This window comes from Bradyrhizobium sp. 76, from assembly GCF_023073025.1.
Taxonomy (GTDB): Bacteria; Pseudomonadota; Alphaproteobacteria; order Rhizobiales; family Xanthobacteraceae; genus Bradyrhizobium.
Genome location: NZ_JADPIS010000035.1, coordinates 25,268 through 51,350 on the forward strand (window position 1 = coordinate 25,268; position 26,083 = coordinate 51,350).

Genomic DNA, 26,083 nt, shown 5'->3' on the forward strand with positions numbered 1-26,083 from the left:
GATTTATCGAGAGTTGCTAGGTCCGACATCCGCGGAGATCGCCGCGACGGGGTCTAACATACAGGTCGCAAGATGCGCTTTCTGCTTCGCATCACATTCTGGCTCGGGCTGGTGCTGGTGCTCCTGCCGCGGGACAAGACGCCCGAATCGGACAAGCTGCCGCAGATCGGCGCTGCCGACGCGGTGCAGGCTGCGACCGCGGCCGTCTCCGACATGACTCAGTTCTGCAAGCGCCAGCCGGCGGCCTGCGAGGTCGGCGGACAGGCCGCCACCATCATCGGCCAGCGCGCGCAGGACGGCGCGAAGAAGATCTACCAGATCATCAACGACAAAAAAGAGCAGCTCGAGAAGCCCGACAAGAAGGCGCCCGACCACACCGGCTCGATCGCGCTGGCCGGCGAAGGCGATACCGCAACCAGCGAAGCGCCGCGCGACACCCTGTCCCAGGACGACCTTGCGCTGGAATGGCGCGGTCCGGCGCTTGCACCGGCGAATTAGCGCCCAAACCCTATCGATTTCGGCGCTTTGCGTCCCTATATTGGCCTGAACGGGAACTTTGGGCCAGCATGACGACGATCGACGAAATCAGGGATAATTTCGAGATTCTGGACGATTGGGACGACCGCTATCGGTATGTCATCGAGCTCGGCCGCACCCTGGAACCGATGTCCGAGGCTGAGCATTCGGCCGAGAACAAGGTCAATGGCTGTGTCAGCCAGGTCTGGCTTCAGAAGCTGATCGATCATCGCGATGGCGGCCCGCCGGTCCTGACATATCGCGGCGACAGTGACGCCCACATCGTGCGCGGGCTGGTCGCGATCGTGCTGTCGCTTTACTCCGGCCGCACGCCTCAGGAGATTCTTGCAACCGATGCCATTGCCGTATTCGACGAGTTCGGCTTTCGCGATCATCTGACGCCGCAGCGTTCCAACGGCCTGCGCTCGATGGTCGAGCGCATCAAGACCGACGCGAAAGAGGCGCTCGCGGAAGCGTCGTAGAAAATCTACTTCCGCTTCCGCTGCTGCTGTCCCAGTCCCATCTGCTTCGCAAGCTGCGAGCGGGCCACCGCATAGTTTGGCGCGACCATGGGATAGTCGGCCGGCAGGCCCCATTTCTCGCGATATTGCTCCGGCGTCATGTTGTATTGGGTGCGCAGATGGCGCTTCAGCGACTTGAAGCGCTTGCCGTCTTCCAGGCAGACCAGATAATCGGGCGCGATCGACTTCTTCAGCGAGACCGCCGGCTTCGCGGGCTCAAGCGGCACCGTCTCGGTGCGGCCCGACGAAACGCGCACCAGCGCGCCATGCACCTGGCTGATCAGGTTCGGAATCTCAGCCGCAGGCGTCGGATTATTGCTGAGATAGGCCGACACGATGCCTGCCGTCAGCTCAATGAAATTCTTAGCCCCGGCATCCGACATCGGCCCCGCCTTTCTCCACCTTGCGTCTCACGGGAGAGACGACGTCAGAGTATTCCGTGTCAACAATACGTTTGGCTGAAATGGGACGACTGAGGAGTATGGGCTGATTTACTGACGAACCAACAGAACGCCAGCGCTTTACTTGGCTGCGCCAGAGTTGCCTACGCCCGCTCTTCAAGCGCCCCGCTGGTCAAGGTGGGAGCGCAGTTCGTCGATCGAGGCAAAGCGCATCATCCCCTCCGGCATCTGGGCTTCGATCGAGCCATCGGAGTAGAGCGAATAGGCCATGCCGTCGACGATGCCGGATTTGAGCACGGTCACGGGCGCCTGCTCGGCCGCGGCCGTCGGCTCCGGTGCAGGTGGCGGAGCAGCCTCCGCGAAGGTCGACGGCGAGCGTGGTGGCGGGCGCCGCGAGGCGGCCGGCGGCTCTGCAGGCCTCATGCGATCCGGCTTCGGCCAGGCGTCGTCAAAGCTCGCAGGCGGCGCCTCCGGGGCGGCAGGCTCCCCCGACGGCTCGGCATGCGGCAGCGGCGGCACGCCCTCGCCGGTCTTCGCCTCCGCGCGCTCGCGCTCCTTGCGGGAGGTCGAGGCGAACAGCAAGTTGCGCCGGCGCGGCGGCTCCGGAACCTCAGGCGGGCTCGGAGCTTCCGGCGGTGGCGGAGGTTCGACGCGCGGTCGCTCGCGCGCGGCTGCTTCGTTCTGCCAGGGCGGCGGGCCTGCGGCCGGCAATGGCGGCGCCGGCTCCATCTTCTCCGCGCCCGGCTCAGGCGAGGGGGCAGGCGTTCCAGGCATCCCGAGACCCGGCAGTACGGGCCGGACCCGAACGTCGGATGGTGCGATTGATCCAGCGAGCCGGCGGGCCATGCCCTTCAATTCCGCAACCACGACGTAGAGGCCGGCCAGTAACATTCCGGAGCAGACGCCGATGGTGCCGGAGATTATGAGGGTACTGCCGAGACTGAATTCCCTGACGGTGAAGCCGAACAGGATCGCAAGGAGGCCCGCCAAAACGGCGAAAATCCCCGCGATCAACAATACCAACGCCATCGAACTCACCCCCGGCCGCGCAGCCACACGCGACACTCGTCACGCCACGATACCGTCATCCAGTGTTCCACGCCAACGTCGAATTATAGCCTGCGTTCCTAAAGGAAAGGAAATCAGGGACTTATTCACATTCCCTTCAGCTACGGCTCGCTACTTCTAAGCTGCTCTCGATGTGGTCGGATTTGCTGCGTTGCATCAGGAATTTAGCCATAATGCCCAATTACTTGGTAATGGAACTGCGCTATAGGGATTCCGGGGAGCAGGCCCGCGCGCACCAGCAGGGCCAAGAGGGGATTCCGGGTCACCAATAGCCATGACATCCATCACGACTTCGGCGATCGACACGCCTCTGCGGCGCTCGGTTGAACGGACTTGCGACGATCTCGCCATGCTGGTGCTGGCTGCGGTCGCCGTCATTGCCGGTTTGACCTTCCGCGACTACGGGCTCGGCTGGGACGACTACACCCACGCCGAGTATGCCGACCTGCTGCTGCGCATGTTCGGTTCCGGTTTCAAGGACACCGCGGCACTCTCCTTCGCCAACCTTTACATGTATGGCGGCGGCTTCGACATGGTCGCGGCTCTCCTGCACAAGGTGATTCCGCTCGAACTGTTCGAGACGCGCCGTCTGGTCGGCGCCGTCGTCGGCGTGATCGGACTTGCGGTGACGTGGCGGCTCGGCCGCCGAGTCGGTGGCCCCCTTGCGGGACTTGCCTCGCTCCTGCTGCTCGCGCTCTGCCCGATCTTCTACGGCCACATGTTCATGAACCCGAAGGATGCGCCCTTCGCGGTGGCCATGATCATCCTGATGCTGGGTCTCGTCCGCCTCGCCGAGGAATATCCGCAGCCTTCGCCGCGCACGATCCTGATCGTCGGCCTTGGTGCCGGCCTCTCGCTCGGCACCCGCATCCTCGGCGGCCTTGCGCTGATCTATGCCGTGATCGGCTTCATGCCGCTGTTCCTGGAGGAACTGCGCAGCGAGGGCCTGCGCGAGTCGGTCCGCCGCTTCGCTTATGTCGTCTACGTGCTGCTGCCCGGCCTCGTGCTCGGCTACCTCGTGATGGGGCTGATCTGGCCGTGGTCGATCATGGAGCCCGGCAATCCCTTCGAGGCGCTGACCTACTTCTCGCACTTCTTCGAGAAACCCTGGAAGGAGATGTTCGACGGCGCGATCGTATCCGTGCCCGACATGCCCTGGTCCTATCTGCCGACGCTGTTCGCGCTTCAGTTGCCCGAGGTGATGCTGGTGCTGATGTTCGGCGCCGTGATCGGCACCTTCGCACTGCTGCCGCGTCGCGAGGTTCCCGCACGCCGCAAGACCATCCTGCTGATGCTCACGCTCGCCGCGACGCTGCCGCTCGCGATCGCGATGGTGAAGCGACCGGCGCTGTACAACGGCATCCGCCATTTCGTCTTCGTGATCCCGCCGATGGCGGTGCTCGGCGGCGTCGCCTTTGGCTGGGCCATGCAGCGGCTGCGCGCCAATCACCGCACCTGGCAGCCGGTCGTGCTCGCCACCTTCTGCTTTGGCTTGGCGCTTTCGCTCGCCGAGATGATCCGCCTGCATCCCTATCAATACACCCACTTCAACCACATCGCCGGCACCGTGCGCGGCGCCGACGACCGCTTCATGCTGGATTATTGGGGCCTGGCGCTGAAGCAGGCCTCGGACGAATTGCGCGAGCAACTGGTGGAACGCCAGGAAGTGCCGCCGCGCAACCGCAAATGGAAGGTCGCCGTGTGCGGTCCGCAGCGCCCCGCCCAGGTCGCGCTCGGCCCTGACTTCACCATCGGCTGGGATTCCAATGCCGCCGACTTCGCCATGACGCTCGGTGAATTCTACTGCAAGGGCCTCACCGCGCCCGTGCTGGTCGAGATCAAGCGCGACGACGTGGTGTTCGCCCGCGTCTACGACATCCGCGGCAGCAGCATTTCCAGCCTGCTCTCGATCCCGGCACCGTAATAAATTTCTCCGGATCGTAGCCCGGGTGAGCGCAGCGACATCCGAGGCCTATCAGGCAGCCCCGCATGTCGCTTCGCTCATGCGGACTACGCTGGACTGCCGCGCTTTGTGTGCCTTGCTGGCAGCTCGCGGCAGGACTACGCTCCCTCCCCGCAACAACGATGTTCGGAGAGATCAACCATGTCGCCAGCGGAAGCGCGCCTGAAGGAAGTGCCGTCGAACATGACGGAGGCCGAGTGGCAGCAACGGGTCAATCTCGCCGCCTGCTATCGCCTCGTCTCGCTCTACGGTTGGGACGATTTGGTCGACACCCACATCTCCGCGCGCGTGCCCGGCCCCGACCATCATTTCCTCATCAATCCCTACGGGCTGATGTTCGACGAGATCACGGCGTCGAGCCTGGTCAAGGTCGATCTGCACGGCAACCAGCTCTCCGAGAGCGAGTACAGCATCAACCCCGCCGGCTTCACCATCCACTCGGCGATCCACGAGGTGCGCGAGGACGCCATCTGCGTGCTGCATCTCCACACCCTCGACGGCACCGCGGTCTCGAGCAGCGCCGAAGGCCTGCTGCCGCTGAACCAGACCGCCCAGCTCGTCACCCACGACCTCGCCTATCACGACTACGAGGGCATCGCGCTCGACCACGACGAGCGGCCGCGGCTGCAGAAGGACCTCGGCGACCACAACCACATGCTGCTGCGCAACCACGGCACGATGACGGTCGGCCGTTCGGTGGCCTCGGCCTTCGAGCGCATGTATCACCTTGAGCGGGCCTGCTCGATGCAGGTACGTACGCGCGCGCTGGGCACGCCGGTCTATCCGGTCGACGATGTCGCCATCGACAAAAACACCGAGCTGCTCGCCAACCGCGACCGCGCCGAGTTGCGCGCCACCAACCTCGTGTGGCCGCCACTGCTGCGCAAGCTGGACCGCGAGCTTCCAGGCTACCGCTCTTGAGATTTTCGGGATTTGGTGTAGGGTAGGTCTCAACACCCTCTACACATTTTCGGAATGAAACGCCGCCCAATTCCGGGCGGCGTTTTTATTTGGCCCCGTCATTGCGAGGAGCGAAGCGACGAAGCAATCCAGGCTGTCACCGCGGAGAGATTCTGGATTGCTTCGCTACGCTCGCAATGACGAGGACAGAGCGCCCGCTACTTCACCTCCGCCAGCGCCGCGAGGATGCGCGCCCAGGAACGGATGCCTTTCTGGAAGCTGCGGAGGTCGTATTTCTCGTTCGGCGAGTGGATATTGTCGTCGTCGAGGCCGAAACCAACGAGCAGCGAATCCAGCCCCAGCGTGCGCTTGAAGTCCGCGACGATCGGGATCGAGGCGCCCGAGCCCATCAGCACGGTCTCCTTGCCCCATTCCTCGGTCAGCGCGGTCCTGGCCGCGGCAAGCGGCTTCATGTTCCAGTCGAGCGCAATCGCGGGCCCGGCAGAGTGGTCGCCGAACTCGACCTTGCAGTCCCCCGGAATGCGCGCAGTCACGTACTCGCGGAAAGCCTTGCGGATCTTCGCGGGATCCTGGCCTTCGACCAGCCGGAACGAGACCTTGGCCGACGCGTGCGACGGGATCACCGTCTTCGAGCCCTCACCGATATAACCGCCCCAGATGCCGTTGACGTCACAGGTCGGACGCGTGGAAGCCTGCTCGACCAGGAGCCTGCCCTTCTCGCCGGCCGGTATCGATAGTCCAACCGGCTTGAGGAACGTGTCCGGCGTGAAATCGAGCTTCTTCCACTGCGCGAGAATGTCCGACGGCGTGTCCTTCACCCCGTCATAGAAGCCGGGAATGGTGATACGGTTGTCATCGTCGAACAGCCCGCCGAGAATTTTGGTCAGCACCCGGATCGGGTTCATCGCGCTGCCGCCGAACACGCCGGAATGCAGGTCGCGATTGGCGGCGGTGATCTTGAGCTCCTCATAGAGCAGACCGCGCAGCGAGGTCGTGATCGCGGGCGTGTTGCGGTCCCACATGCCGGTGTCGCAGACCAGCACGTAGTCAGCCTTAAACTCGTCCTTGTTGGCTTCGATGAAGGGCACGAAGTTCTTCGAGCCGACTTCTTCCTCGCCTTCGATCAGGAAAGTGACGTCGATCGGCAGCGATCCCGTCACCTTCTTCCAGGCGCGGCAGGCCTCGACGAAAGTCATGACCTGACCCTTGTCGTCCTCGGCGCCGCGCGCCACGATGATCTTGCGGCCGTCGGCATGGTCGGTCACAACAGGCTCAAATGGCGGACGGTGCCAGAGCTCGATCGGATCGACCGGCTGCACATCATAGTGGCCGTAGAACAGCACATGCGGCCGGCCGCCCGCGACGCTCTTGCCGACGACCGCGGGGTGGCCGGCGGTTGGCCTCACTTCAGTCGCAACGCCGAGGCTCGCGATGTCCCTGGCAAGATGCTCGGCCGCCGCCTTGCAATCGGCCGCGAAGGCCGGATCGGCGGAGATCGACTTGATCCGCAACAGCGAGAACAGGCGCTCCAGGCTGTTGTCGAACTCCTTGTCGATGTGGTCGAGCACGGATTGAAGCTGCGCATTTGCCATTGTCGTATTCCCTGCGTTCGAATCCCAAGACGTCGGGGCTCAAGCTGTCTTCTCAAGAACTATCGGCTTTTAGCGCTGCCGCGGCGTTGGGGCCAGCCGCAACCGGCGGATGCCGGATGTGCCATGCGAGACTAGCTGCGAGGACCGCTGTGGCGACGAGGTTATTGCCCCAGGCCTGAAAGACATTGGGAAACCACGGCAGTGCCAGCAGCATGAGCATGCCGGCGGCGCCAAGGGAAAGCCAGGTTCCCAGGCGCACGTTCGCCCGCTCGTCGAAGGCGGCACGATGCATCAGCACCGTCATCGGGAAGAACAGCCACATGAAGTAGTATTGCCGCGCCAGGGGCGATGCCACCGTCATCAGGCAGAACAGGATGCCGAGCTCCTCGGCGTCCGAGCGCGCCATACGCCGCGCTTGCCGTGGCATGACCGCGACGAAGCCCAATCCGAGCAAGGCCGACAGCGCCAGCACGATCCAGTTCGCCGTCCTGAAATCGACGTCGATGACATTCATCGTGCGCGGCGGCTTGTTGGAATCCTCCTGATTGTAGTTGATCGGCCGGACCAGCCGGTGCGTGACGGCAATGAGTGACTGGTTCACCCACGACCAGTTCTGCTCGTCGCGCTGGCCAAATCCTTTTTCCGAGCTCGACCCGACCATGCCCTGATACCAGGTCTTGACCTCGGCGGCGTTGCGCTCGAAGCCGCGTATGGGGGCCGGCACGATATAGAGAAGCATGCCGGTGAAGGCGACCGTAGCGACGGCGGCTCCCCAGTTTCGACGCCAGACCAGATAGGGCAGCACCGCAATGGGAAACACCTTGATGGCGGTGGCGAGCGCGAACATCAAGCCTGCGAGCCAGGAGCGTTGATGCTGCAAGCTCCAGAAGCCGTAGAGCATCATCGCCAGCAGCACGAGGTTCGGCTGGCCAAGATCGAACATGTCGAACACGAAGGTCACGGTGACGAGAGCCGGCAGCGCCTCCAGCCACGGGCCAGGCGTGCGGCCCGAACCGGTCATGGCGTTGGAGAGCATCCCGGTGTACCACCACGCCGTAATATTCAGGATCGACAGCACGCTGTAGAGCGCGATCTTGCCGAACCAGCTCGGGATCGCCAGCAGGATCGCCGGCAGCGGGGGGTAGATGAACTCGAAGTACGCACCGATGTCGCCGGGATAGAGCGGCCCACCGTTTAAAACCTGCTGCCCGGCCCAGTACCACAGGCCATAGTCCTTGGTTTTGCCGTGCCCGAAGATCTCGGGTCCGAGGACATCGGCAGCCAGGATGAAGCAGCAGAGCAGGAAGAGCAGGTCGAGCGGCGCACGCAACGACAGGTTTCGGAATGCGCCGGGTCGGACGAAAGATTCAGGTGAGGTCACGATGTGGTCCAGTCAGGGGCCATAGCACCTAGCAGACCAACGGACGCTTGGAGAGTCCTGATCACCCGAATTTGTACCCGCCGCGCACAAGCGGCCGGTCTGCGGATGAATTGCCTCAAACGAGGCTTTCTGCCTACCTGCGCAGCAAGCCGCCGAGCGCGCCGCGGACCAGCGTGCGGCCGATCGAGCCACCAAGCTGGCCGGCGACCGACTTGCCGATATTGGCGGCCATCCCCCCGATCACCTGATTGGTGACCGATCGGGTCATGTCGCGCGCGATGACCTGCCCCGTCGAGAGGCGGCCGCGCTTGACGTTGGTGCCGAAGATGGTGCCGACGATCGAGCCGATCTGGCCGAGGATGCCGCCGCCTCCATTTCCGCCAGCCGCGCCTGGATCGGCAGTCGCAGCCGTGCCGGCAATGCGCTTCTGGATCATCTCGTAGGCGGACTCCGCATCGACGGCGGTGTCGTATTTGCCCTTCACCGGGCTTGCATCCATGATCGCCTTGCGCTCTTCCGGCGTGATCGGTCCGATCCGGGCCGATGGCGGCCGGATCATCACTCGCTCGACCATCGCCGGCGTGCCGTTGCCTTCGAGAAAGGACACCAGCGCCTCGCCCTTGCCGAGCTCCATGATCACCTTGGCAGTGTCGAGCTTCGGGTTGGGCCGGAAGGTCTGGGCCGCGGCGGCGACCGCCTTCTGGTCGCGTGGGGTGAAGGCGCGGAGCGCGTGCTGCACCCGGTTGCCCAATTGTCCAAGCACGCGGTCGGGCACGTCGACCGGGTTTTGCGTGACAAAATAAACGCCGACGCCTTTGGAGCGGATCAGGCGCACCACCTGCTCGATCTTGTCCATCAGCGCCTTGGGCGCGTCGTTGAACAGCAGATGCGCCTCGTCGAAGAAGAAGACCAGCTTCGGCTTGGGCAGGTCACCGGCCTCGGGCAGCTCTTCGAACAGCTCCGACAGCATCCACAGCAGGAATGTCGCGTAAAGCCGTGGGCTCTGCAGCAGCTTGTCGGCGACGAGGATGTTGACCATGCCGCGGCCGTCGCGGTCGGTCTTCATGAAGTCTTTCAGCGTCAGCGCCGGCTCGCCGAAGAATTTGGTGGCGCCCTGGTTCTCCAGCACCAGAAGCTGGCGCTGGATGGTGCCGACCGTGGCCTTGGTGACGTTACCAAAACCCTGCGCCGCCTTCTTGATCTCGGCAAGCGGACTCTCCTCGGCATCCGCCCCCTTCTTGCCGGCGTCGGGCACGATGGCATCGAGCAGCGCGCGCAGATCCTTCATGTCGATCAGCGTCAGCCCGTTGTCGTCGGCGACGCGGAAGGCGACGTTGAGCACGCCTTCCTGCACATCGTTCAGGTCGAGCATACGTGCGAGCAGCAGCGGGCCCATTTCCGTGACGGTCGCCCGCACCGGGTGGCCCTGCTCGCCGAACACGTCCCAGAACACCGTCGAGAACTGGTCGGGCTGGAACGTCAGTCCCATCTCGGTGGCGCGCTTGACGATGAAATCTTTGGCTTCGCCGACCTCGGAGATGCCGGAGAGGTCGCCCTTGATGTCGGCCGCGAACACTGGAACACCAGCGCGCGCAAATCCTTCTGCCATCACTTGCAGCGAGACCGTCTTGCCGGTTCCGGTTGCACCCGTGACGAGGCCGTGGCGATTGGCGAACGCCAGCGTCAGCCATGCCTGCTCGCTTCCTTTCCCGACGAAGATCTTGTCGTCGGTATCACCGAGCTTGCTGTCCTGTGCGGTCATTATGCCCTGATCTCTCTGCCTTGTTTCGCATATCGAAACTCGAATGCACCAGTTCCGTAGTTTAACGCATATCGCGCGGTGATTGAAACCATTCAACGCGCTCCGGGCATGCGACATCGTCGGAAACATGCGAGTGACATCCGCCGAAAGTAGGAACGACGCATTCGCATCGCGGCATTTTTCTGCCGATTTCATCTCCGCCCTTGCATCGCTGCAACACTTCTCGCGCGTTAGAGAATGAATCGGAACGTTGACGGCGTTCATCGCTTGTATTTCACATCACACCGGCTCAAGATCATTTTCGAAAGCAATACTCCGGCATGTGAACCGGCTGAGGGGCGGCCATATGGACGAGCTGATCGGGCGGCTGGCGACAAACGCCAGCATAGATAGTGCTGTCGCTGAAAAGACCGTCGGCATTATCCTGGGCTTCCTCCGCAACGAGGGTCCTTCCGACAGCGTCCAGGTCCTGATCGACCAGATTCCAGGTGCAGAAGCGGCAATCGAGGCGTCCCGCAGCGGCGGAGGACTGTCGCGGCTGATGGGCGGCGGCTTGATGGCGGTCGGCACGCGCCTGATGGGCCTGGGACTTGGCATGTCCGAGATTCAGAACATCGCCCGTGAACTTTTTCGCTTCGGCCGAGACAAAATCGGAGCGGATCAGATGGGCAAGATCATCGCGGGGACCCCGGGCCTCAGCCAGTTCGCCTGACGCCTGCGCATTTCACATCGAGTATCATGACATATCCGATCTCCGAGATTGAGGGCCTGTCGGCCTTTGCCGCCAACAAGTTGAAGGCGCAGGGTATCCGCACCACCGATGCGTTGCTCGAGGCGGCTTCGACCGTGAAGGGCCGCAAGGCGCTCTCCGCCAAGACCGGCATCAGCGAGCAGTTGCTGCTGGAATGGGCCAACGTCTCCGACTACATGCGCATCCCCGGCATGGGCCGGGCCAAGGTCGGCCTGGTCCGCGCCGCCGGCGTCACCACCGTGCGCGAGCTCGCCTACCGAAATCCGGCAAGGCTGGCCCAGAGCATGCGGGATGCCAACGAGAAGAAAAAGCTCCTCCGCATCCTGCCCTCGGAAAAGTCGGTCGGCGACATCATCGCCAAGGCGAAAAAGCTGCCGCCGAAGATTTCGTATTGATCCAGGGACAGGGCTGGGCAGATAGAGCACCGCTCCTTCCCGGTCGTCATTGCGAGCGCAGCGAAGCAATCCAGAGTCTCTCCGCAGCGGCAGCCTGGATTGCTACGCTACGCTCGCAATGACGGAGCGTGGGCAAGAGCATCGCGCCCTCACCGGCCCCGGAGTGCATTGGGCGACTGGATCGCCCCCCAATCCCGCCTTGAATCCCCCCTCCCCGACCGCTAAAGCGGGCCGCATGAATGCCTCGCCCTCTCCATCCGTCCCGGCGGCCGGTTCAGTCGGGCCTGACGTGCTGCGGACGCTGCTGGAGCGGCCGATCCCGGCGGTCATGGGCGTGCTCAACGTCACCCCCGATTCATTCTCCGACGGCGGCGAATTCATCGCGCCCGAGCAGGCGCTCGCGCGGGCACGGGCGATGATCGAGGCCGGGGTCGACATCATCGATATCGGTGCCGAGTCCACCCGGCCCTACAAGGGCGCTCGGCCGGTCACGGCGCAAGACGAGCTGGCGCGGCTGCGGCCGGTGCTATCGGAGATCGTGGCGCTCGGTGTGCCGGTCTCGATCGACAGCATGAAGGCGGAAGTGGTGGCCTTCGCGCTCGATCAGGGCGCGGCGATTGCAAACGACGTCTGGGGCCTGCAGCGCGATGCCGCCATGGCGCCGCTGATTGGCGCGAGAAGCGCCCCCGTCATCGTCATGCACAACCGCGACAGCGTCGATCCCGCCATCGATATCGTCGTGGACATGAAAGCGTTTTTCCTGCGTTCGCTGGAGATCGCGGCAAAAGCCGGCATCGCCCGCGACAAAGTCGTGCTCGATCCCGGCATCGGCTTCGGCAAGACAGCCGAACAGAGCATGATTGCGCTGGCGCGACTTCGCGAGCTCGACATGTTTTGCCTGCCGATCCTCGTTGGTGCCTCGCGAAAACGCTTCATCGCCTCGGTGTCGCCGTCGGGGTCGACAGAGCGGCTCGCCGGCTCGATCGCCGCGCATCTGATCGCCGCGCAGCGCGGCGCGAAAATCATCCGGACACACGACGTCGCCGAGACCTTGCAGGCCCTGCGAGTGGCGCACGCAATCGAGAGCAAGCCATGACCGATACGATCTTCGTGAGCGGCCTGTCGATCCATGCCCGCCACGGCGTGATGGAGCACGAGACCGAGGTCGGCCAGCGCTTCGTCATTGACCTCGAACTTTATACCGACCTGTCGGAGCCTTCGCGCAGCGACCGGCTCGCCGACACCGTGTCCTACGCCGACGTCGTGGCGACGACCACCGCGGCCTTCAAGAACACCAATTACAAGCTGCTGGAGCGCGCGGCCGGCGCGGTCGCCGATGCCATCCTGTCGCACTTCCCGCGTATCCGCGCCGTGAAGATCACCGTGCACAAGCCGCATGCGCCGATCGCCGCGATCTTCGACGACGTCGGAATCATGCTGACGCGTTCGCGGCACCCCTGACATGGCAAGCGTTCTGATCGCGCTCGGCGGCAATGTCGGCGATGTCCGCGCGACGTTCCAGAAGGCGATCGCCCATATCTGCGGCATGGCCCAGGCTGCGTTGATCGCGCGCTCGTCGGACTATGCGACGCCGCCCTGGGGCGACGAGGACCAGGCTCCCTTCATCAACGCCTGCGTCGAGATCGACACCAGCCTCGATCCGCATGCGCTGCTGTTCGTGATGCAGAAGGTCGAGCAGAAATTCGGCCGCTCGCGCGATAAGGAGCGGCGCTGGGGCCCGCGCACGCTCGATCTCGACATGATCGCCTATGACGATGTGTCGATGCAGAAGCCCGATCTGACCCTGCCGCATCCGCGCCTGTTCGAGCGCGCCTTTGTGCTGGTGCCGCTGGCCGAGATCGCGCCCGACCGCGTGATCGCAGGCATTCGTGTCCGTGACGGTCTCGCCAGCGTCTCGACACAAGGCATTGAGCGGCTTCCGGATACCGGTTAACCAAAAACAACCGTTTGCAGGGACGGCCGGCCGTGGCAATTTCGCCTGCGAACAACAAGATTTTTCGGGAGCCCTTCGCCGCATGACCTCCGCGACTGACGACCTGCCGCTGGCGGCGGATTTTCCCAAGGCGATCGTCGACGACTGGCGCAAGCTGGTCGATGGCGTGCTGAAGGGCGCGCCATTCGAGAAGCTGGTCGCCAAGACCTATGACGGAATCAGGATCGATCCGCTCTATCCGCGCGCCAAAGGCGTTGCGCCCGTGGTGGGACGGCCGGCGGCGGCGCCCTGGCAGATCATGCAGCGGATCGACCATCCCGATGCAAGTGCGGCGAATGCACAGGCACTGACCGATCTCGAAAATGGCGCGACAGGGCTTGCGCTGGTGTTCGCCGGCGGCAATGCCGCTCACGGTTTCGGGCTGGAACCGACCGCAGACGCAATCGCGAAGATCTTGAAGGATATCCATCTCGACGCCGGCATCGGGCTGGAGCTCGAGATCGGTCCGCAATCGCGGATGGCGGCGATCCACGTCGCGGAATATGTGAAGAGCAACGGCATCGATCCCGCGGCCTGTGACATCCGCTTCGGGCTCGACCCGCTCGCGGCCGGCGCGGTGTGGGGCCACAGCCCCTATACCTGGGACGAGATCGTTCCGGCCGTCACCGGCGGCATCAAGGGCCTCGCCGCGCTCGGCTTCAAGGGACCGTTCGCATCAGCCGACGGACGCGTCGTCCACGATGCCGGTGGCTCGGAGGTGCAGGAGCTCGCCTTCGTGCTCGCCTGCGGCATCGCCTATTTGCGCGCGATCGAGGGCGCGGGCGTTCCGCTGGAGCAGGCGCAAGGCATGGTCTATGCGCGGCTTGCCGCGGATGCAGATCAGTTCCTCACCATGGCAAAATTCCGCGCCTTGCGGCTGCTGTGGGCGCGCATCGAGACGGCGTGCGGGCTCATGCCAAAACCGCTGTTCATCGCCGCCGATACCGCCTGGCGCATGCTGACGCAACGCGATCCCTATGTGAACATGCTGCGCGCGACCATGGCGACGTTTGCGGCCGGACTCGCCGGCGCGAACGCGATCACCGTGCTGCCGCATACGCTGGCGCTCGGCCTGCCCGATCCGTTCGCGCGGCGCGTGGCGCGCAATACGCAGCTCGTGCTGCTGGAAGAGAGCAATCTCGCCAAGGTCAGCGATCCCGCGGCAGGCGCAGGCGGCATCGAGACGTTGACGGGCCAGCTCTGCGACGCCGCCTGGGCGCTATTCCAGGAGAGCGAGAAAGCCGGCGGCGCCTTCTCTGCGCTTCAGCAGGGCCTGTTCCAGAGCAAGGTCGCGGCCGCGCGAAAAGCCCGCGACGCCAACATCGCAAAACGCCGCGACGTGCTGACCGGCGCCAGCGAGTTTCCGAACTTGCACGAGAACGAGACGATGGTGCTGAAGGCGACGCCGATCGCGCTGGCGCCTTATGGCGAGCAAAAATACACGTTCGACGCGCTGCCGCCGATCCGGCTGGCGGAACCGTTCGAGGCACTGCGCGACAAATCCGATGCGGCCTTGAAGGCACACGGCGCGCGGCCGAAAGTGTTCTTGGCCAATCTCGGCACGCCCGCCGATTTCACGGCGCGCGCGACCTTTGCCAAGAGCTTGTTCGAGACCGGCGGCATCCAGGCCGTCGACAGCCAGGGCTTGGCCGATCCGGCCCAGTTGGCTGCAGCCTTCAAGGCCTCCGGTGCCGGGCTCGCCTGCCTTTGTTCCAGCGACAAGGTCTATGCGGAACACGCCGAAGCCGCGGCGCAGGCCCTGCAAACCGCCGGCGCCCGACTTATCTATCTGGCAGGCCGCCCGACCGATGCCGAGGCGGCGCTGCGTGCAGCCGGCGTCACCGGTTTTGTCTTCGCCGGGGGCGACGCGCTTGCGACATTGCAAGACACGTATCGACGGATGGAGCAGCCATGACGGAAGCAGGCAAACCCGTTCTCACCGGCGGCTGCCAATGCGGGGCAGTGCGCTTTGGAGTCACGACGGCGCCGAACAGGGTTTCGATCTGCCACTGCCGGATGTGCCAGAAAGCCAGCGGCGCGCCGTTCGCCTCTTTTGCCGACATCAACAAGACGGACTTTGCATGGACCAAGGGCAAGCCGTCGTTCTTCCGCTCCTCCTCCATCGCCGCGCGCGGCTTTTGCGCCGCCTGCGGCACGCCGCTAAGCTTTGGCCGCATCGACGGCGACCGGATCGAGATCATGACCGGCGCGTTCGACCGCCCCGATCACGTGGTGCCGACGCGGCAGTTCGGTTCCGAGTCCCGTCTCGGCTGGGTGGTCGGGATCGCCAATCTACCAAGCCAGACCACGCAGCAAAATTACGGGCCGGAGAAGATGGCAACCATCGTCAGCCATCAGCATCCCGACCATGATTGAGCGCCCATGATATGGTTGAAACCATGAGCCGCATTCCTGATTTCGCAGACATCGCCTTCGAGCGCACCACAAGCGCCGCGCCATCAGGCAGCGCCGAGCCGTGGCTGACGCCCGAGGGCATTCTGGTGAAGCCCGCTTATGGCGAGGCCGACCTCGCCGGCCTCGACTTCCTCGAGACCTATCCGGGCATGCCGCCTTATCTGCGCGGCCCCTACCCGACCATGTACGTCAACCAGGCCTGGACCGTCAGGCAATATGCCGGCTTCTCCACGGCGGAGGATTCCAATGCGTTCTACCGCCGCAACCTCGCGGCCGGACAGAAGGGCCTCTCGGTCGCGTTCGATCTCGCCACCCATCGCGGCTATGACAGCGACCATCCGCGCGTCGGCGGCGACGTCGGCATGGCCGGCGTTGCCATCGATTCCATCTACGACATGCGCACGCTGTTTGCGGGCATTCCGCTCGACCAGATGAGCGTGTCCATGACCATGAACGGCGCGGTGCTGCCGATCCTCGCGCTCTACGTTGCTGCTGCCGAGGAACAGGGTGTGCCGCCGGAGAAGCTCTCAGGGACCATTCAGAACGACATTCTGAAAGAGTTCATGGTGCGCAACACCTACATCTATCCGCCCGCGCCCTCGATGCGGATCATCTCGGACATCTTCGCCTACACCTCGCAGAAGATGCCGAAATACAATTCGATCTCGATCTCCGGCTATCACATGCAGGAGGCCGGGGCGACGCAGGACCTCGAGCTCGCCTATACGCTCGCCGACGGCGTCGAATATCTTCGCGCCGGCCTTGCGGCGGGCCTCGATGTCGACCGCTTCGCGCCGCGGCTGTCGTTCTTCTGGGCGACCGGGATGAACTTCTTCATGGAAGTGGCCAAGATGCGCGCCGCGCGGCTGCTCTGGGCGAAGCTGCTCAAGCCCTTCAATCCGAAGGATCCACGCTCGCTGTCACTGCGCACGCATTGCCAGACATCCGGCTGGTCGCTGACCGCGCAGGACGTCTTCAACAACGTGATGCGCACGACGGTGGAAGCGATGGCGGCGACGCAGGGCCACACCCAGTCGCTGCACACCAACGCGCTCGACGAGGCGCTCGCTTTGCCGACCGACTTTTCGGCGCGCATTGCCCGCAACACGCAGCTCTTCCTGCAGCAGGAGAGCGGCACCACCCGCATCATCGATCCCTGGGGCGGCTCGTATTATGTCGAGCGTCTGACACGCGACCTCGCCGCCAAGGCCTGGAGCCACATCCAGGAGGTCGAGGAGCTCGGGGGCATGGCCAAGGCGATCGAGGCCGGCGTACCGAAGCTGCGCATCGAGGAAGCCTCCGCCAAGACCCAGGCCCGCATCGATGCCGGCAAGCAGGCGGTGATCGGGGTCAACAAATACAAGCCGACGGACGAAGCTCCGATCGATATCCTCAAGGTCGACAATACCAATGTCCGCCGGCTCCAGATCGACAAGCTGACGCGGCTGAAGTTCGAACGCAACCAGAAGGAGGTCGAGGCCGCGCTCGCCGCGCTGACGCGCTCGGCCGGCGAAGGCAACGGCAATCTGCTCGCGCTCGCCATTGATGCCGCTCGCGCGAAGGCAACCGTCGGCGAAATCTCGGACGCGATGGAGAAGGTGTTCGGCCGTCACCGCGCCGAGATCAAATCCATCACCGGCGTCTACAAGCGGGAGGCGTCCAGCATGGGTAACCGGGTCGAGAAAGTTCAGGCGCTGATCGATGCCTTCGAGGAGGCGGAAGGCCGCCGCCCGCGCATCCTGGTCGCAAAAATCGGCCAGGACGGCCACGACCGCGGCCAGAAGGTGATCGCGTCGGCCTTCGCCGATATCGGCTTCGACGTCGACATCGGGCCGCTGTTCGCGACTGCCGACGAAGCCGCGCGCCAGGCGGTCGAGAACGACGTCCACATTCTCGGCGTCTCCTCGCTTGCGGCCGCCCATCTCACTGCCGTGCCCGAACTGAAAGCCGCGCTGAAGAAGCAGGGCCGCGACGACATCATGATCATCGTTGGCGGCGTGGTGCCGCCACAGGATTACGACGCGCTCTACGCGGCCGGCGCCGAAGCGATCTTCCCACCGGGCACGGTGATTGCGGACGCGGCCGAGGAGCTGATCCGCAAGCTGAACGCGCGGCTCGGGCATAGCGAGGCGGCGGAGTAGGTCGCCATCGCTCTTTGAAAGGACAGTGCGTGATATTTTCCGCGCCAGCGTTCATGCGCGCGCTAGCTGTGGTCGCAGCTTGCAGCGCGTTGTTGGCTACTGCCCATGCCGCCGATCCCAAGCCCGACGCGGTCATCAAGACCAAGAGCATCGAGGCGCGTGTCTTCCTCGACGACAAGGTCAAGGTCGATGCGGCGCTGGCGGCCGACTGCCTGACGGAAGGCAAGAAGTGGCTCGACAAGAACGCGGCAGAAGCCGCCGCCTCGCGCAAAGAGGATCCGCAGTTCTTCAAGGAAGGCGGCTGGGACTTTGAGCGCAAATATGCGGTCCGCTCCGTCGTCGCCGACCGCTATGTCAGCATTCTCCGCAACGACTACATGGACACCCACGGCGCCCATCCCAATTCCGACGTGAACACGGTCCTGTGGGACAGGGCGGAGAACAAGCGCATCTCCATCCGCCCGTTCTTCACCGAGACCGCCGACAACGGCCCGGCCATGAAGGCGATGGTGAAGGCGGTGATCGCCTCACTGAAAACCGAGAAGAAGAAGCGCGGCGCCGGCGAGACCGCGACCGACGAGTGGTTTAAGGAGCTCGCACCCAGCCTGCTCAAGATCGGCGCGGTGACGCTCGCGCCTTCAACCGATGCGGGCAAGAGTTCCGGCCTCACTTTCCACTACCCACCCTACGCAGTCGGCCCTTACGCCGAGGGCGTTCGTGCCGTGGGAAGCGCTGAAGCCCTATCTCACCGCGGAAGGCACTCGCATCTTCGGCGGCTCGCGGCCGAAGAGTGACGCGGACGAGCCGCAATGATCGTGTTGAGCAGCGACAGCTTGCTCGCAGAGCGCTGGTAGCGCTGCCTTGCAGCCGCGCTGCAAAGCCGACTAGAATGTCGCCATTGACAAGAGCGCCTGACGTCATGGGCGCCGTTGGGAGGCATTGATGTCCAAGATTACGCGCCGCACCTTTGCGGCTTCATCTGCCGCAGTCGCGGCATCCGCCGCATTCGGCCTCACACCCGCACTTGCGCAAGCCTATCCGGCGCGGCCCGTCACCGTGATCGTGCCCTGGGGCGCGGGCGGCGGCACCGACGCGACTGCGCGCATTGTCGCAGCGCTGTTGGAGAAGGATCTCGGCCAGCCCTTCAACGTGGTCAATCGCACCGGCGGCTCGGGCGTCGTCGGCCATACCGCGATCGCGACCGCGCAGCCCGATGGCTACACCATCGGCATGCTCACGGTGGAAATCTCGATGATGCACTGGCAGGGGCTGACCGAACTGGCGCCGAAGAGCTACACCCCGCTGGCGCTGATGAACGAAGACCCCCCGGGCATCCAGGTCTCCTCCTCCTCACCTTACAAGACGGTGAAGGAACTCGCCGAAGCCATCAAGGCGGCTCCTCCCGGCAAGTTCAAGGCTTCCGGCACCGGCCAGGGCGGGATCTGGCACCTCGCGCTGGTCGGCTGGATGCAGGCGATGGGCCTGCCCGCCAACCAGGTCGCCTGGGTGCCGTCGAACGGCGCCGCACCCGCGATGCAGGACCTCGCCGCCGGCGGCCTCGACCTCACTACCTGCTCGGTGCCGGAAGCCCGCGCCATCATCGAGGCCGGCAAGGCCAGGAGCCTTGCCATCATGGCGCCGGCGCGCAATCCGATCTTCAAGGACGTGCCGACGCTGAAGGAGGCGATGGGCATCGACTACGCGACCGGCGCCTGGCGCGGCATCGCCGGGCCGAAGAACCTGCCGCCGGAGATCGCAACCAAGCTCACCGCGGCGCTGCAGAAGGTCTACGACTCCGCCGAGTTCAAGGACTTCATGAGCAATCGCGGCTTCGGCACGGTGTGGGGCGATGCCGGCCAGTTCGCAAGCTTCATGGACAGGGGCGACGCCCAGATGGGCGAAGCGATGAAGGCGGCGGGTCTGAGCAAGGCGTGACCCTGGGATCATTTCCCGACTACACGCGCTGATCGCCTCTCTCTCCTCCCGCGCGGGGAGAGAGAGAATACCTCACATAGGATTCTCCCATGCGTCTTCCCGACTCGGTCACGGGATCGTTTCTCGTCGTGCTCGGCACAGCAGCCGCCTATGGCGGCTGGCTGCTGCCGCCGGTGCCCGGGCAGCCGGTCGGTCCCAACGTATTTCCGCTCGTGATCGGCATTGGGCTTGCGCTGTGCGGGCTCGCGATCGTGTTCGGGATCGGCCACACCTTCGAGGAGGCGGAAGAGCTGATCCCGCTCGAGGATGGCCAGGCAGCGGCTGCCCCGCCGCCGCAGGGAAAGTTGTACGGCCTGCGCGCGCTGCTGCCCCCGGCGCTGCTGCTGTTCTACGTGGTCGCGGCCGACCGCCTCGGCTTCATCGTCACCGCGGCGATCATGGTCTACGTCACCTCGACCGCGTTGGGGGCGAAGTGGAAGCTGGCGCTGCCGCTCGCAGCGCTGTCGCCGTTCGCCATCCACCTGATCTTCGGCAAGCTGCTGCGCGTGCCGCTGCCCGCCGGCCTGTTGCCGACGCCCTGGTGATCCCATGCTGAAAACCCTGATTGAAGCGTTCGCACTGATCTCCACCTGGGAGGTCATCATCGCGATGTTCGCAGCCTCGGTGTACGGGCTCGTGATCGGCTCGCTGCCGGGCCTGTCGGCGACGATGGCAACCGCCCTGCTCGTTCCCGTCACCTTCTACCTCTCGCCGATCGCGGCGATCGCGACCATCGTCGCGGCGTCCTCGATGGCGATCTTCTCCGGCGACATTCCCGGCGCGCTGCTGCGCATCCCGGGAACGCCCGCCTCCGCCGCCTATGCAGACGAGGCCTACGCCATGACCCGCAAGGGACAGGCCGAGCTGGCGCTCGGGGCCGGCGTGTGGTTCTCGGCCGTCGGCGGCATCGCCGGCGTGCTGTCGCTGATGATCCTGGCGCCGCCGCTGGCCGAGATCGCGCTGTCGTTCTCGACCTTCGAGTATTTCTGGCTGGCGCTGCTCGGCCTGATGTGCGCGACGTTGGTGGCGCGCTCCTCGCCGGTAAAGGCAATCGCCGGCATGTTCCTCGGCCTGCTGGTCTCCTGCGTCGGCATCGAAAATCCCGGCGGCGTGCCGCGCTTCACCTTCGGCCTCACCGATCTGTTCGGCGGCATCGAGCCGATCCCCGCGCTGGTCGGCGTGTTCGCGGTGGCCCAGGTGATGCGCGCGATGCTGACGCCCGAGCCTCCGCCGCTGCCGCGGCGCAAATTCGGAAGCATCATGGCCGGCCAGTGGAAGCTGACCAAGAAATACCATTGGCAGATGACGCGCGGAAACATCGTCGGCATCATCATCGGCGTGCTGCCCGGCGCTGGCGCCGACATGGCCGCTTGGGTGTCCTACGCGATGTCGAAGCGCTTCTCCAAGGAACCGGAAAAGTTCGGCACCGGCCATGTCGAAGGCCTGGTCGAGGCCGGCGCCAGCAACAATGCCAGCATCGCCTCGGGCTGGGTGCCATCATTGCTGTTCGGCATCCCCGGCGACACCATCGCGGCGATCGCGATCGGCGTGCTCTACATGAAGGGGCTCAACCCGGGGCCGACGCTGTTCACCGAGAAAGCGTCGAGCATGTACGCGATCTATCTGATGTTCATCATCGCCAACATTTTGATGATCCCGCTCGGCATCGCCATGATCCGGGTTGCCGCCTACATCCTGCTGGCACCGCGCTCCGCTATCATGCCGATCATCATGCTGTGCTGCGCGGTCGGCTCGTTCGCGATCGGCAACAACATGTTCGGCGTCGTTACCGTCGCCGCCTTCGGCGTGATCGGCTATGTCATGGAAGCAAACGGCTACCCCGTCGCCGCCATGGTGCTCGGCATCGTCATGGGCACCATGGTCGAGCAGGCCTTTGTCACTTCGTTGATCAAGTCCGACGGCAGCATTTTGCCGTTTTTCGAACGCCCCGTGGCCGCGATCCTCGCAGCCATGGCGATCGGGGCGCTGCTGTGGCCGGTGATGGTGTGGGCGTGGCGGAAGGTGAAACCGGTGCGGACGGGAGTGGCGGCGACATCCCGGTAATATCGGGCGAGCAACCCTCGCCTGCCCCGCGCGGGCGTTGTAAAGCACGGCATGGTTGAGAAAAAGCCTTCACTGGACATCAAATCCCTCGCCCACGACCTCCGCGCCGGCAGCCGCGCGGCGCTGGCGCGGGCCATCACGCTGGTCGAGAGCCGGCGCAGCGATCATCAGGCGCTGGCGCGCGAGCTGGTGCAGATGCTCTTGTCCGATACCGGCAGGGCGGTCCGCGTCGGCATCACCGGCTCGCCCGGCGTCGGCAAGTCCACCACCATCGACGCGCTCGGCACCCATCTCATCGAGCAAGGCCACAAGGTCGCGGTGCTCGCGGTCGATCCGTCGTCGGCGCGGAGCGGCGGCTCGATCCTCGGCGACAAGACGCGGATGGCCCGCCTGTCGGCCTCCGACGACGCCTTCATCCGGCCCTCGCCGGCCTCGGGCACGCTCGGCGGCGTCGCGGCCAAGACACGCGAGGCGATGCTGCTGTGCGAGGCCGCCGGCTTCGACGTCGTGCTGGTGGAAACGGTCGGCATCGGCCAGTCCGAGACCGCGGTCTGCGACATGACCGATTTCTTCCTGGCCTTGATGCTGCCGGGCGGCGGCGACGAATTGCAGGGCATCAAGAAGGGCCTGGTGGAACTCGCCGACATGATCGCGATCAACAAGGCCGACGGCGACAATCTCAAGCGCGCCAACATCACCGCCGCCGATTATCGCGGCGCGCTGCATATCCTGACGCCACGCTCCGAGCACTGGCATCCGCCGGTCGAGACCTATTCGGCGCTGACCGGCGACGGCATCGCGAAGATCTGGCAGAAAGTCCTCGATCACCGCAAGGCGATGAATGCATCCGGCGACTTCGCCGCACGGCGGCGTGAGCAGCAGGTGAAATGGATGTGGTCGATGCTGGAGCAGCGCATGCTGGCACGGTTGCGCAGCGAGGCGTCGGTGCGGACCAAGGTCCGGAAGATCGAGACTGAGGTCGCCGACGGCCATCTCACGCCGGCGCTCGCCGCCGAAAAGATCCTGGAGTTGCTGCAATGAGCGCCAAGCTCCGCATTCTCCTCACCGGCTTCGGCCCGTTTCCCGGCGCGCCCTACAATCCGACCCAGCCACTGGTCGCCCGGCTGGCGCAATTGCGCCGACCCGCACTCGACGATGCCGCGATCTCCAGCCACATCTTCCCGGTCACCTATGCAGCGGTGGACCGGCAATTGCCGGAGGTGCTCGCGAAAGAGAAGCCCGACGCGCTGCTGATGTTCGGCCTCGCCGCACGCACGCCCTATCTGCGCATCGAGAGCCGCGCGCGCAACGCCGTCACGATGCTCTGGCCCGATGCCGCCAACACCCGCTCGAGCAAGCGCGGCATCGCCGCCAATGCGGACGCGATAACGTTCGGCCCGCACACCGCAAGGCTGCTGCGCGCCGCGCGCCTCACCGGCATCGACGCGCGCGCCTCGCGCGATGCCGGCGGCTATCTCTGCAATTACCTGAGCTGGCGCGCGATCGAAAACGTCAGGGCCGGCGGGCCGCAGCTTGCGGCGTTCATCCATATTCCCCTGCTCGCGCGCAGTGGCGCCGTGCGCCGCAAGGGCGCGCCGCGGATCACGCTGGAGGAACTGGTGGACGCCGGGGAAGCGATGCTGATGGAGATGGTACAGCTGGCACGGAAGGCTCGGAACACGACTGCGTAAACATTTAACCCTACCGTGAACTATCCTCATGGCCCCAGCCGCGCGGTCCCGTTTTTGCGCTACCTAACCGCTGCGGGCCCCCGCGTCCGCCGGAGGACGCATCCATGGACCTCAATCGCCGCCATCTCATCGGAGCATCGACCGCAGGCATCGCCGGCGCGCTCGCGATACCAGCCGACGCCGCGCGCGCAGCGCCGCTGACGTCGCTGCTCGGCCGCGATGCCACGCAATATGGCGTGCGGCCTGGCAGCAGCGAGGATCAGACCCGCGCGCTCCAGCGTGCGATCGACGAGGCCGCCCGGGCGCAGATGCCGCTGGCGCTGCCACCCGGCATCTACCGCACGGGACTGTTGCGTCTGCCAAATGGCGCGCAACTGATCGGCGTGCGCGGCGCGACAAAATTCGTTTTCACCGGCGGGGCGTCGGCGATCCAGAGCGACGGCTCCGATGCAATCGGCATTTCCGGCATCACCTTTGACGGCAGCGGCATTCCGCTGCCGACGCGACGCGGGCTGATCCAGATCCTCGGCGGACGCGACGTCCGCATCACCGATTGCGCGATCACCGGCTCCGGTGGCAGCGGCATCTGGCTCGAGCAGGTCTCCGGCGACATCTCGGGCAACATCTTTACCAACATCGCGGTGACGGCAGTGGTGTCGTTCGACGCCAGGGGTCTCAGCGTCTCCCATAACACCATCACCGGCACCAACGACAATGGCATCGAGATCCTGCGCACAGCCATCGGCGACGACGGCACGCTGGTCGCTGATAACCGCATCGAGGACATCAAGGCCGGTCCCGGCGGCTCCGGCCAGTACGGCAACGCCATCAACGCGTTCCGCGCCGGCAACGTCATCGTGCGCGGCAATCGCATCAAAAATTGCGATTACTCCGCCGTGCGCGGCAACTCGGCCTCGAACATCCACATCACCGGCAACAGCGTCAGCGATGTGCGCGAGGTCGCGCTCTATTCGGAATTCGCTTTCGAGGCCGCGGTGATCGCCAACAACATCGTGGACGGCGCCGCCGTCGGCGTCTCCGTCTGCAATTTCAACGAAGGCGGCCGCATCGCCGTGGTCCAGGGCAACATCATCCGCAATCTGATCCCGAAGCGGCCGATCGGCACCGCGCCGGATGACGATGCCGGCATCGGCATCTACATCGAGGCGGATTCATCAGTCACCGGCAACGTGATCGAGAACGCGCCGTCCTACGGCATCGTCGCCGGCTGGGGCAAATATCTCCGCGACGTCGCCATCACGGGCAACGTGATCCGCAAGGCACTGGCAGGCGTCGGCGTGTCCGTCGTGCCCGGCGCCGGCACCGCGCTCGTCAATAACAACATGATCTCGGAAACCCCGCGCGGCGCCGTCGTCGGGCTCGATCACGCGCGAGCCGTAACGTCCGACCTGTCGGCGGATGGCGCCCAGCGCTTTGCGCAATTGGTGGTCGGTGGGAATGCTGTGCGGCGGTAGCTGCGGCTCCTCGCCTCTGGCTCTCGAACGCTAGAACGCGTTCCGCAGCAGCGGGTACTTCGCTTCGAGGCCGTCGAGGCTGAAGGTGAACTCAACCAGACGTTCGGGGGCTGCGACAATTTCGGCTGCCGGCGGAGAGAACTGCGGCAGAAGCGCCGCCATCGCAGCCAGCGCCTTGGGCGCTGCCGGCACCTTGGGCCCCGTCATTGCCACGGGCGCGGTAGGCGGCGCCATGGCAGCCGGCACTTGGAGCGGTGCCACCGGCGCAGGCGCGGCGACCGGCGCGACCGGGGCTTCGGAGATTTCGGCGAGAACGCCCGGCTTCGGATCGAGCCTGACCGGGACGGCGATCTCCGGGGCGATGTGCACGGCCTTCGGCTGCACGGTCTGCGCCTGCTGCTCGCGCGGAAACATGCGGGGCATTGTCGCCGGCGACCAGCCGAATGCGGGCGACACGCTCGCGGCCGCCGTGGCGACATCAGCGCCGGTGGCAAGCGCGCGCCAGGTCTGGACGGCGAGCTTCGCTTCCTGAATGTTTTCGAGAAATGCGATCTCGGAATGATAGCGGCGCCAGCGCCCGGTCTCGAACATCTCGGAGAGATGCACCAGCCGCTGCTCGGCGAGAGCGCACCAGCGTGCCGCAACGTCGCGGCCAATAGCAACGTCGCGAATAGCCTCTTGGCGATGTGTCATAAATCAGCCCGTCAGGAGAAAATACGGACGCGACGCAACGCACACGAATCAATTTAGACGCGACGTGAATATTTTGTGGAAAAGTTTTGACTTGTCCAGCAACGACGATGTTTTCGTCGCCAAACTCCGTAGTCGTGCGGAGATTCAAGGGGTTTTGGAGTCAAGCTTCGCACAAGCATAGCGCGCTTGCGGCGTGCCGGCGGAGCGGTAGCGTTGAGTGAGCTACGACCTCTCAACCGGAAGCTGATCTCGCGTAGGGCTTCGAGGAATTGGACGTCCAAAAAGAAAAAGACCCGTCCGGGGGGACAACCGGACGGGTCGAGCCATATGGGCGCTTGGGGTGGATGGGCGCTCGCGCCTAATATG

Annotated in this window: 24 protein-coding genes and 1 pseudogene; 19 read left to right on the forward strand and 6 right to left on the reverse strand. The window is 64.9% G+C overall.

The genetic code is table 11. The annotated features are described in order from the left end of the window. Nucleotides 1-72 precede the first annotated feature (72 nt). Both IVB48_RS08010 and IVB48_RS08015 read left to right on the forward strand, forming a co-directional pair. Nucleotides 73-498 (forward strand): DUF5330 domain-containing protein, encoded by a 426-nt coding sequence (locus IVB48_RS08010; protein ID WP_247288757.1) that lies wholly within the window; start codon nucleotides 73-75, stop codon nucleotides 496-498. A 68-nt stretch (nucleotides 499-566) separates the two neighbouring features. Beyond that, nucleotides 567-998 carry a SufE family protein gene (locus tag IVB48_RS08015; protein WP_247399201.1) on the forward strand — a complete coding sequence of 144 codons (432 nt, stop codon included), beginning with the start codon at nucleotides 567-569 and terminating at the stop codon, nucleotides 996-998. Nucleotides 999-1,003: 5 nt separating this feature from the next. Here the strand turns inward: IVB48_RS08015 and IVB48_RS08020 are convergent, their stop codons facing one another. Both IVB48_RS08020 and IVB48_RS08025 read right to left on the reverse strand, forming a co-directional pair. Continuing rightward, a complete protein-coding gene (locus IVB48_RS08020) occupies nucleotides 1,004-1,420 on the reverse strand; it encodes a MucR family transcriptional regulator (protein ID WP_027569063.1) in 417 nt (138 codons plus the stop codon). Nucleotides 1,421-1,594: 174 nt separating this feature from the next. Next, complete coding sequence (locus IVB48_RS08025; protein ID WP_247399204.1) at nucleotides 1,595-2,467, reverse strand: DUF308 domain-containing protein; 873 nt, start codon at nucleotides 2,465-2,467, stop codon at nucleotides 1,595-1,597. Between the two features lie 313 nt (nucleotides 2,468-2,780). Between IVB48_RS08025 and IVB48_RS08030 the strand changes: the two genes are divergently transcribed. Then, a complete protein-coding gene (locus IVB48_RS08030; RefSeq protein ID WP_247399207.1) occupies nucleotides 2,781-4,430 on the forward strand; it encodes a glycosyltransferase family 39 protein in 1,650 nt (549 codons plus the stop codon). A 180-nt stretch (nucleotides 4,431-4,610) separates the two neighbouring features. Then, nucleotides 4,611-5,390 carry a class II aldolase/adducin family protein gene (locus IVB48_RS08035; RefSeq protein WP_007593534.1) on the forward strand — a complete coding sequence of 260 codons (780 nt, stop codon included), beginning with the start codon at nucleotides 4,611-4,613 and terminating at the stop codon, nucleotides 5,388-5,390. Nucleotides 5,391-5,587: 197 nt separating this feature from the next. Here the strand turns inward: IVB48_RS08035 and IVB48_RS08040 are convergent, their stop codons facing one another. The 3 genes from IVB48_RS08040 to IVB48_RS08050 form a co-directional block, all read right to left on the reverse strand. Continuing rightward, nucleotides 5,588-6,982, reverse strand: coding sequence for a M20/M25/M40 family metallo-hydrolase (locus IVB48_RS08040; RefSeq protein ID WP_247399210.1), 1,395 nt, complete (start codon nucleotides 6,980-6,982; stop codon nucleotides 5,588-5,590). Between the two features lie 52 nt (nucleotides 6,983-7,034). Next, the gene (locus IVB48_RS08045; protein WP_247399214.1) at nucleotides 7,035-8,363 is read right to left on the reverse strand and encodes a glycosyltransferase family 87 protein; all 1,329 of its coding nucleotides are present in this window, start codon (nucleotides 8,361-8,363) and stop codon (nucleotides 7,035-7,037) included. A 133-nt stretch (nucleotides 8,364-8,496) separates the two neighbouring features. After that, nucleotides 8,497-10,125 carry a helicase HerA-like domain-containing protein gene (locus IVB48_RS08050; RefSeq protein WP_247359878.1) on the reverse strand — a complete coding sequence of 543 codons (1,629 nt, stop codon included), beginning with the start codon at nucleotides 10,123-10,125 and terminating at the stop codon, nucleotides 8,497-8,499. Nucleotides 10,126-10,471: 346 nt separating this feature from the next. Here IVB48_RS08050 and IVB48_RS08055 point away from each other — a divergent pair, with 346 nt between their 5' ends. The 15 genes and pseudogenes from IVB48_RS08055 to IVB48_RS08125 all read left to right on the forward strand — a co-directional run bounded on the left by IVB48_RS08055 (nucleotide 10,472) and on the right by IVB48_RS08125 (nucleotide 25,024). Then, nucleotides 10,472-10,837, forward strand: a complete 366-nt coding sequence (locus IVB48_RS08055) for a DUF2267 domain-containing protein (RefSeq protein WP_247399217.1) — start codon at nucleotides 10,472-10,474, stop codon at nucleotides 10,835-10,837. A 26-nt stretch (nucleotides 10,838-10,863) separates the two neighbouring features. Continuing rightward, nucleotides 10,864-11,271 carry a DUF4332 domain-containing protein gene (locus tag IVB48_RS08060; RefSeq protein ID WP_007608193.1) on the forward strand — a complete coding sequence of 136 codons (408 nt, stop codon included), beginning with the start codon at nucleotides 10,864-10,866 and terminating at the stop codon, nucleotides 11,269-11,271. 235 nt (nucleotides 11,272-11,506) lie between these two features. After that, nucleotides 11,507-12,367, forward strand: coding sequence for a dihydropteroate synthase (gene folP / locus IVB48_RS08065; protein WP_247399219.1), 861 nt, complete (start codon nucleotides 11,507-11,509; stop codon nucleotides 12,365-12,367). After that, the gene (gene folB, locus IVB48_RS08070; RefSeq protein WP_027516901.1) at nucleotides 12,364-12,732 is read left to right on the forward strand and encodes a dihydroneopterin aldolase; all 369 of its coding nucleotides are present in this window, start codon (nucleotides 12,364-12,366) and stop codon (nucleotides 12,730-12,732) included. Before folP ends, folB begins: the two co-directional genes overlap by 4 nt. A gap of 1 nt (nucleotide 12,733) precedes the next feature. After that, nucleotides 12,734-13,225: a 2-amino-4-hydroxy-6-hydroxymethyldihydropteridine diphosphokinase gene (folK, locus tag IVB48_RS08075; RefSeq protein ID WP_247359881.1), complete on the forward strand. Its 492-nt coding sequence runs from the start codon at nucleotides 12,734-12,736 to the stop codon at nucleotides 13,223-13,225. Between the two features lie 82 nt (nucleotides 13,226-13,307). Continuing rightward, entirely contained in the window at nucleotides 13,308-15,179 is a 1,872-nt protein-coding gene (locus IVB48_RS08080) for a methylmalonyl-CoA mutase subunit beta (protein WP_247399223.1), read from the forward strand. Further along, complete coding sequence (locus tag IVB48_RS08085) at nucleotides 15,176-15,640, forward strand: GFA family protein (RefSeq protein ID WP_247399225.1); 465 nt, start codon at nucleotides 15,176-15,178, stop codon at nucleotides 15,638-15,640. The genes IVB48_RS08080 and IVB48_RS08085 overlap by 4 nt, the downstream gene beginning before the upstream one ends. 23 nt (nucleotides 15,641-15,663) lie before the next feature. Then, entirely contained in the window at nucleotides 15,664-17,820 is a 2,157-nt protein-coding gene (gene scpA / locus IVB48_RS08090) for a methylmalonyl-CoA mutase (protein WP_247399228.1), read from the forward strand. Between the two features lie 53 nt (nucleotides 17,821-17,873). Next, nucleotides 17,874-18,633, forward strand: a pseudogene (locus IVB48_RS08095) (RsiV family protein). Nucleotides 18,634-18,762: 129 nt separating this feature from the next. Beyond that, nucleotides 18,763-19,755, forward strand: coding sequence for a tripartite tricarboxylate transporter substrate binding protein (locus IVB48_RS08100; protein WP_247399231.1), 993 nt, complete (start codon nucleotides 18,763-18,765; stop codon nucleotides 19,753-19,755). A gap of 89 nt (nucleotides 19,756-19,844) precedes the next feature. After that, nucleotides 19,845-20,339, forward strand: a complete 495-nt coding sequence (locus IVB48_RS08105) for a tripartite tricarboxylate transporter TctB family protein (RefSeq protein ID WP_247399234.1) — start codon at nucleotides 19,845-19,847, stop codon at nucleotides 20,337-20,339. A gap of 4 nt (nucleotides 20,340-20,343) precedes the next feature. Beyond that, complete coding sequence (locus IVB48_RS08110; RefSeq protein ID WP_027569048.1) at nucleotides 20,344-21,858, forward strand: tripartite tricarboxylate transporter permease; 1,515 nt, start codon at nucleotides 20,344-20,346, stop codon at nucleotides 21,856-21,858. Nucleotides 21,859-21,909: 51 nt separating this feature from the next. Continuing rightward, entirely contained in the window at nucleotides 21,910-22,899 is a 990-nt protein-coding gene (meaB, locus tag IVB48_RS08115; protein WP_247359886.1) for a methylmalonyl Co-A mutase-associated GTPase MeaB, read from the forward strand. Then, nucleotides 22,896-23,549 (forward strand): pyroglutamyl-peptidase I, encoded by a 654-nt coding sequence (locus IVB48_RS08120; RefSeq protein WP_247399237.1) that lies wholly within the window; start codon nucleotides 22,896-22,898, stop codon nucleotides 23,547-23,549. Before meaB ends, IVB48_RS08120 begins: the two co-directional genes overlap by 4 nt. 104 nt (nucleotides 23,550-23,653) lie before the next feature. Continuing rightward, nucleotides 23,654-25,024: a TIGR03808 family TAT-translocated repetitive protein gene (locus IVB48_RS08125; RefSeq protein WP_247399240.1), complete on the forward strand. Its 1,371-nt coding sequence runs from the start codon at nucleotides 23,654-23,656 to the stop codon at nucleotides 25,022-25,024. 30 nt (nucleotides 25,025-25,054) lie between these two features. Here IVB48_RS08125 and IVB48_RS08130 read toward each other — a convergent pair whose 3' ends face one another. Beyond that, on the reverse strand, nucleotides 25,055-25,717 hold the full coding sequence (locus IVB48_RS08130; RefSeq protein WP_247399243.1) for a TIGR03809 family protein: 663 nt from the start codon (nucleotides 25,715-25,717) through the stop codon (nucleotides 25,055-25,057). Nucleotides 25,718-26,083 lie beyond the last annotated feature (366 nt).